The following is a 6,368-nucleotide window of genomic DNA, read 5'->3' as shown; positions in this document are numbered from 1 at the left end:
GAAATCTACCTTGACGTTCGAGCCCTCTCTCCTGCCAAGACGCTCTTCCGATCTCGCCTTCCCTCGGTCGAGGGGAGGCGCGCCGCCGTCGGTGCGTCCGCGGTACCGGGGCCGGGGCGCGGCCCGGTCCGGTGGATCCGGGCGGGCCTAGAAGACCGACTCCGCCTCGTCCATCCGCCACCCGGGCACGGTCTTGAGTTCGGTGACCGCCTCGGCCAGCGGCACCATCGTGATGTCGGTGCCGCGCAGCGCGGTCATCTTGCCGTAGTCGCCGCGGTGCGCGGCCTCGACGGCGTGCCAGCCGAAGCGGGTGGCGAGCACCCGGTCGTAGGCGGTGGGGGTGCCGCCGCGCTGGACGTGGCCCAGGATGACCGGGCGGGCCTCCTTGCCGAGGCGCGTCTCCAGTTCGTGGGCGAGCGCGGTGCCGATGCCGGAGAACCGCTCGTGGCCGTACTGGTCGATGGCGCCCTTCTTGTAGTCCATCGTCCCCGGCGCCGGGTGCGCGCCCTCGGCGACGCAGATCACGGCGAACTTCTTGCCCCGCGCGAACCGCTCCTCGACCATCGTGACCAGGTCGTTGACGTCGAACCCGCGCTCGGGCAGGCAGATGCCGTGGGCGCCGCCGGCCATGCCGGACTCCAGCGCGATCCAGCCCGCGTGCCGGCCCATCACCTCGACGACCATCACCCGCTGATGCGACTCCGCGGTGGTCTTGAGGCGGTCGATCGCCTCGGTGGCGACGCCGACGGCGGTGTCGAAGCCGAAGGTACGGTCGGTGGAGGAGATGTCGTTGTCGATGGTCTTGGGCACCCCGACGACCGGCAGCCCGGCGTCCGACAGCATCCGGGCGGCGGTGAGGGTGCCCTCGCCGCCGATCGGGATCAGCACGTCGATGCCGTAGTCCTTGGAGTGGTCCTTGGCGTCCTCGCAGGCCTCGCGCAGCCGGGCCCGCTCCAGTCGGGAGGAGCCGAGGATGGTGCCGCCGCGGGCGAGGATGCCGCTGACCCCTTCGAGGTCGAGCTTGCGGAAGCGGCCGTCGAGCAGGCCCTTGAAGCCGTCCTCGAAACCGATGACCTCGTCGCCGTGGCCGGTGAGGGCGCGGTGGACGACAGACCGGATCACAGCGTTCAGGCCGGGGCAGTCGCCGCCTGCGGTGAGGACTCCGATACGCATCGTGCTGTGTCTCCTGTGCTCGCTCGTCGGTTCCCTGACCCGGTCCGATTGTTTCATGGTCCGACGGGCCCCGGCCGCACCCGCGCACCTGTCCCCTACTGTCCCCGCACGGGCTCCACAAGGGAAACTGGGAGAGCGGCCTAGCCAGCCTCGCAGGTATTGTCAAGAGGGGCAGGCCCGCAATAACGGCTGATTTTGACCTTGCGACCAACGGAATGGATCGGAGAGCACGCGTGACGCGCAGCGTGTACGTGACCGGTATCGACCGCGGCGACGGCCGCCAGGTCATCGAGCTGGGGGTCATGGAGCTCCTGACCCGCCATGTCGACCGGGTGGGGGTCTTCCGCCCGCTGATGCACGACGACGGACCCGACCGGCTCTTCGACCTGCTGCGGGCCCGCTACCGGCTCGCCCAGTCACCCGAGAGCGTCTACGGCCTCAGCTACGAGGAGGCCGCCACGCTCCAGGCCGAGCGCGGCACCGACGAGCTGGTCTCCCGGCTCGTCGACCGCTTTCACGCCGTGGCCAAGGACTACGAGTACGTCCTGGTGCTCGGCTCGGACTACGCGGGCACCAGCCTGCCGGCCGAGCTGAACCTCAACGCCCGCCTCGCCAACGAGTTCGGCGCCTCGGTGCTGGCCGTCGTCGGCGGCCAGGGCCAGGAGGCCGAGTCGGTGCGCGCCGAGGCCCGCAACGCCTACCGCGCCTACCACTCGCTGGGCTGCGACGTGGTGGCCATGATCGTCAACCGGGTGGCCCCCGAGCTGCGCCAGGCGGTCGTCGAGCGGCTCTCCGCCCGCCTCCCGGTCCCCTGCTACGCACTGCCCGAGGACGGCTCGCTCTCCGCACCGACCGTCGGCCAGATCGTCCACACCCTCGGCGCCGAGGTGCTGCTGGGCGACGACTCCGGGCTCGCCAGGGACGCGCGCGACTTCGTCTTCGGCGGCGCCATGCTGCCGACCTTCCTCAAGGCTCTCACCCCCGGCTGCCTCGTCGTCACCCCCGGGGACCGGGCCGACCTGGTCATCGGCTCGCTCGCCGCGCACAGCGCCGGTGCGCCGCCGATCGCCGGGGTGCTGCTCACCCTCGACGAGCGGCCCGGCCCGGACATCATGGCGCTGGCGAACCGGCTCGCCCCCGGGACCCCGGTCGTCTCCGTACCCGGCGGATCCTTCCCGACCGCCGCCGAGCTGTTCGCGATCGAGGGCAAGCTCAACGCCGCCTCGCCGCGCAAGGCGGAGACCGCACTCGGGCTGTTCGAACGGCATGTGGACACCGCGGAGCTGACGAACCGGATCTCCGTCGCCCGCTCCGGCCGGGTCACCCCGATGATGTTCGAGCACGAGCTGATCGAGCGCTCCCGCTCCGGCCGCCGCCGCGTCGTGCTGCCGGAGGGCTCCGAGGAGCGGGTGCTGCGCGCCGCCGACGTCCTGCTGCGCCGCGACGTCTGCGATCTGACGCTGCTGGGCGAGGAGGAGGCGATCCGCAAGCGCGCCGCCGACCTGGCCATCGACCTGGCGGACGCGCAGATCATCGACCCGCAGACCTCCGAGCTGCGCGAGCGGTTCGCCGAGCTGTACGCCAAGCTGCGCGCCCACAAGGGCGTCAGCTACGAGCTGGCCTACGACGTGGTCGCCGATGTCTCCTACTTCGGCACCCTGATGGTGCAGGAGGGCCTCGCCGACGGCATGGTCTCCGGCGCGGTGCACTCCACCGCGGCCACCATCCGGCCCGCCTTCGAGATCATCAAGACCAAGCCGAACGCCCAGATCGTCTCCTCGGTGTTCTTCATGTGCCTGGCCGACCGCGTGCTGGTCTACGGCGACTGCGCGGTCAACCCGGACCCGAACGCCGAGCAGCTGGCGGACATCGCCATCCAGTCGGCCACCACCGCCGCCCAGTTCGGTGTCGAGCCCCGGATCGCGATGCTGTCGTACTCCACCGGCACCTCCGGCTCCGGCGCGGACGTCGACAAGGTCCGCAAGGCCACCGAGATCGTCCGCGAGCTCCGCCCCGACCTGCTGGTCGAGGGTCCGATCCAGTACGACGCGGCGGTGGACGCCTCGGTCGCCGAGACCAAGCTCCCCGGCTCCGACGTGGCCGGCAAGGCCACCGTGCTGATCTTCCCGGACCTCAACACCGGCAACAACACCTACAAGGCCGTGCAGCGCTCGGCCGGCGCGGTCGCCGTCGGCCCGGTCCTGCAGGGTCTGCGCAAGCCGGTCAACGACCTCTCGCGCGGCGCCCTGGTCCAGGACATCGTCAACACCGTGGCCATCACCGCCATCCAGGCGCAGGGCGCCCAGCCCGGCGCCGGACACACCGCCTGAGCCCCCAGCCCTCCCCCCAACCCCACCGGAAAGCGCTACATGACTGCCAACGCCACCCGCGTCCTCGTCCTCAACTCCGGCTCCTCGTCGCTGAAGTACCAGCTGCTCGACATGCACACCGGCACCCGCCTGGCCGTCGGCCTGGTCGAACGGATCGGTGAGGAGTCCTCGCGCCTGGCCCACACCCCGCTGGCCACCGGGGGCGAGCGGCGCGAGACCGAGGGCGCGATAGCCGACCACACGGCCGCGCTGAAGACCGTCGCCGCGGAGCTGGCCGCCGACGGCCTGGGGCTGGACTCCCCGGAGCTGGCCGCGATCGGGCACCGGGTGGTGCACGGCGGGCTGAAGTTCACCGCGCCGACCGTGATCGACGACGCGGTGCTGGCGGAGATCGAGCGGCTGGTGCCGGTCGCGCCGCTGCACAACCCGGCGAACATCACCGGCATCAGGACGGCCCGGGCGCTGCGCCCGGACCTGCCGCAGGTGGCGGTCTTCGACACCGCCTTCCACACCACGATGCCGGAGTACGCGGCCCGCTACGCCATCGACGTGGAGACCGCCGACGCGCACCGCATCCGCCGCTACGGCTTCCACGGCACCTCGCACGCGTACGTCTCCCGCAAGACCGCCGAGCTGCTGGGCAAGGACCCCGCCGAGGTCAACGTCATCGTGCTGCACCTGGGCAACGGCGCGTCCGCCTCGGCGGTGGCCGGCGGCCGCTGCGTGGACACCTCGATGGGTCTGACCCCGCTGGAGGGCCTGGTCATGGGCACCCGCTCCGGTGACATCGACCCGGCGGTGACCTTCCACCTCAAGCGGGTGGCGGGGATGTCGGAGGACGACGTCGATGTGCTGCTCAACAAGAAGAGCGGGCTGGTCGGGCTGTGCGGCGACAACGACATGCGGGAGATCCGGCGCCGGATCGACGAGGGCGACGAGCGCGCCCGGCTCGCCTTCGACATCTACATCCACCGACTGAAGAAGTACATCGGCGCCTACAGCGCGGTGCTCGGCCGGGTCGACGCGGTCGCCTTCACCGCCGGTGTCGGTGAGAACGCCGCCCCGGTGCGGGAGGCCGCCATCGCCGGACTGGAGGAGATGGGCATGGCCGTGGACGCCTCGCTCAACGCCGTACGGTCCGGCGAGCCGCGGCTGATCTCGCCGGAGTACGCCCGGGTCGCGGTCGCCGTCGTACCCACCGACGAGGAACTGGAGATCGCCCAGCAGACATACGCCCTGGTCAACGCCTAGACATTGGCGTTTCCACCTACCGGAATATTCCGCTCTGAAACAAACCGATAGGATTCCGCCATGCGCCGTTCCAAAATCGTCTGCACCCTGGGCCCCGCCGTCGACTCCTACGACCAGCTGAAGACGCTGATCGAGGCCGGCATGAATGTGGCCCGATTCAACATGAGCCACGGGACCCAGCCGGAGCACGAGGAGCGGTACCACCGCCTCCGCAAGGCCTCCGAGGAGACCGGTCGCGCCGTCGGCGTCCTGGCCGACCTCCAGGGCCCCAAGATCCGCCTGGAGACCTTCGCCGACGGCCCCGTGGAGCTGGTGCGCGGCGACGAGTTCGTCATCACCACCGAGGACGTGCCCGGCGACAAGACCATCTGCGGTACGACCTACAAGGGCCTGCCCGGCGACGTCTCCAAGGGCGACCCGGTCCTGATCAACGACGGCAACGTCGCGCTCCAGGTCGTCGAGGTCGACGGCCCGCGGGTGCGCACCATCGTCATCGAGGGCGGGGTCATCTCCGACCACAAGGGCATCAACCTGCCCGGTGCCGCGGTGAACGTCCCCGCGCTGTCCGAGAAGGACATCGAGGACCTCAAGTTCGCCCTGAACATGGGCTGCGACATGGTCGCGCTGTCCTTCGTCCGCGACGCAAAGGACGTCCAGGACGTGCACCGCGTCATGGACGAGGTGGGCCGGCGGGTCCCGGTCATCGCCAAGGTGGAGAAGCCGCAGGCGGTCAACAACATGGAAGAGGTCGTGATGGCGTTCGACGCCGTCATGGTCGCCCGTGGTGACCTGGCGGTGGAGTACCCGCTGGAGAAGGTCCCGATGGTGCAGAAGCGCCTGGTGGAGATGTGCCGCCGGAACGCCAAGCCGGTGATCGTCGCGACCCAGATGATGGAGTCGATGATCACCAACTCCCGGCCGACCCGCGCCGAGGCCTCCGACGTCGCCAACGCCATCCTCGACGGCGCCGACGCGGTGATGCTCTCCGCGGAGTCGTCGGTCGGCCAGTACCCGATCGAGACCGTCAAGACGATGTCGAAGATCGTCGAGGCGGCCGAGGAGGAGCTGCTGTCCAAGGGCCTGCAGCCGCTGGTGCCCGGCAAGAAGCCGCGTACGCAGGGCGGCGCGGTGGCCCGTGCGGCCTGCGAGATGGCCGACTTCCTGGACGGCAAGGCGCTGGTGGCCTTCACCAAGTCCGGTGACACCGCCCGCCGGCTCTCCCGCTACCGCGCGGCCCAGCCGATCCTGGCCTTCACCACCGACGTCGCCACCCGCAACCAGCTCACGCTGAGCTGGGGCGTGGACGCCTTCCTCGTCCCGCACGTCGACAACACCGACGCGATGGTCGACCTGGTGGACGCCGAGCTGCTCAAGCTCAAGCGCTACAGCGAGGGCGACACCATGCTGATCACCGCCGGCTCGCCCCCCGGCGTGCCCGGCACCACCAACATGGTCCGGGTGCACCACCTGGGCGGCCGGCGCGCCTGACGCGCCCGGCAGCGAAAGCGGGGGGGGGGGGGGGGGGGGGGGGGGGGGGGGGGGGGGGGGGGGGGGGGGGGGGGGTGGGGGGGCGGGGGGGGGGGGAGGGGGGGGACGGGGGGTGGGCCAGACAGA

4 protein-coding genes are annotated in these 6,368 nt (G+C 71.0%); 3 read left to right on the top strand and 1 reads right to left on the bottom strand.

Annotation, left to right across the window (positions count from 1 at the left end):
* Positions 1-147 precede the first annotated feature (147 nt).
* Complete coding sequence (locus ACZ5XZ_RS04790) at positions 148-1,173, bottom strand: ATP-dependent 6-phosphofructokinase (protein ID WP_468974650.1); 1,026 nt, start codon at positions 1,171-1,173, stop codon at positions 148-150.
* Between the two features lie 233 nt (positions 1,174-1,406).
* Here ACZ5XZ_RS04790 and pta point away from each other — a divergent pair, with 233 nt between their 5' ends.
* The 3 genes from pta to pyk are packed head-to-tail and all read left to right on the top strand — an operon-like array spanning position 1,407 to position 6,242.
* Positions 1,407-3,503: a phosphate acetyltransferase gene (gene pta, locus ACZ5XZ_RS04785; protein WP_468974648.1), complete on the top strand. Its 2,097-nt coding sequence runs from the start codon at positions 1,407-1,409 to the stop codon at positions 3,501-3,503.
* A gap of 39 nt (positions 3,504-3,542) precedes the next feature.
* Entirely contained in the window at positions 3,543-4,754 is a 1,212-nt protein-coding gene (locus ACZ5XZ_RS04780) for an acetate kinase (RefSeq protein WP_468974646.1), read from the top strand.
* A gap of 60 nt (positions 4,755-4,814) precedes the next feature.
* Positions 4,815-6,242, top strand: a complete 1,428-nt coding sequence (pyk, locus tag ACZ5XZ_RS04775; protein WP_468974644.1) for a pyruvate kinase — start codon at positions 4,815-4,817, stop codon at positions 6,240-6,242.
* Positions 6,243-6,368 lie beyond the last annotated feature (126 nt).

It is taken from the genome of Streptomyces sp. NPDC033270, assembly GCF_055576575.1.
Note: the sequence above shows the minus strand (reverse complement) of the source record. Positions and strands in the feature narration are given on the sequence as shown.

Excerpts from the sequence above, each read along its gene's own strand:
- ACZ5XZ_RS04790 (WP_468974650.1), bottom strand. The coding sequence starts at position 1,173 with ATGCGTATCGGAGTCCTCACCGCAGGCGGCGACTGCCCCGGCCTGAAC.
- ACZ5XZ_RS04780 (WP_468974646.1), top strand. The coding sequence starts at position 3,543 with ATGACTGCCAACGCCACCCGCGTCCTCGTCCTCAACTCCGGCTCCTCG.
- pyk (WP_468974644.1), top strand. The coding sequence starts at position 4,815 with ATGCGCCGTTCCAAAATCGTCTGCACCCTGGGCCCCGCCGTCGACTCC.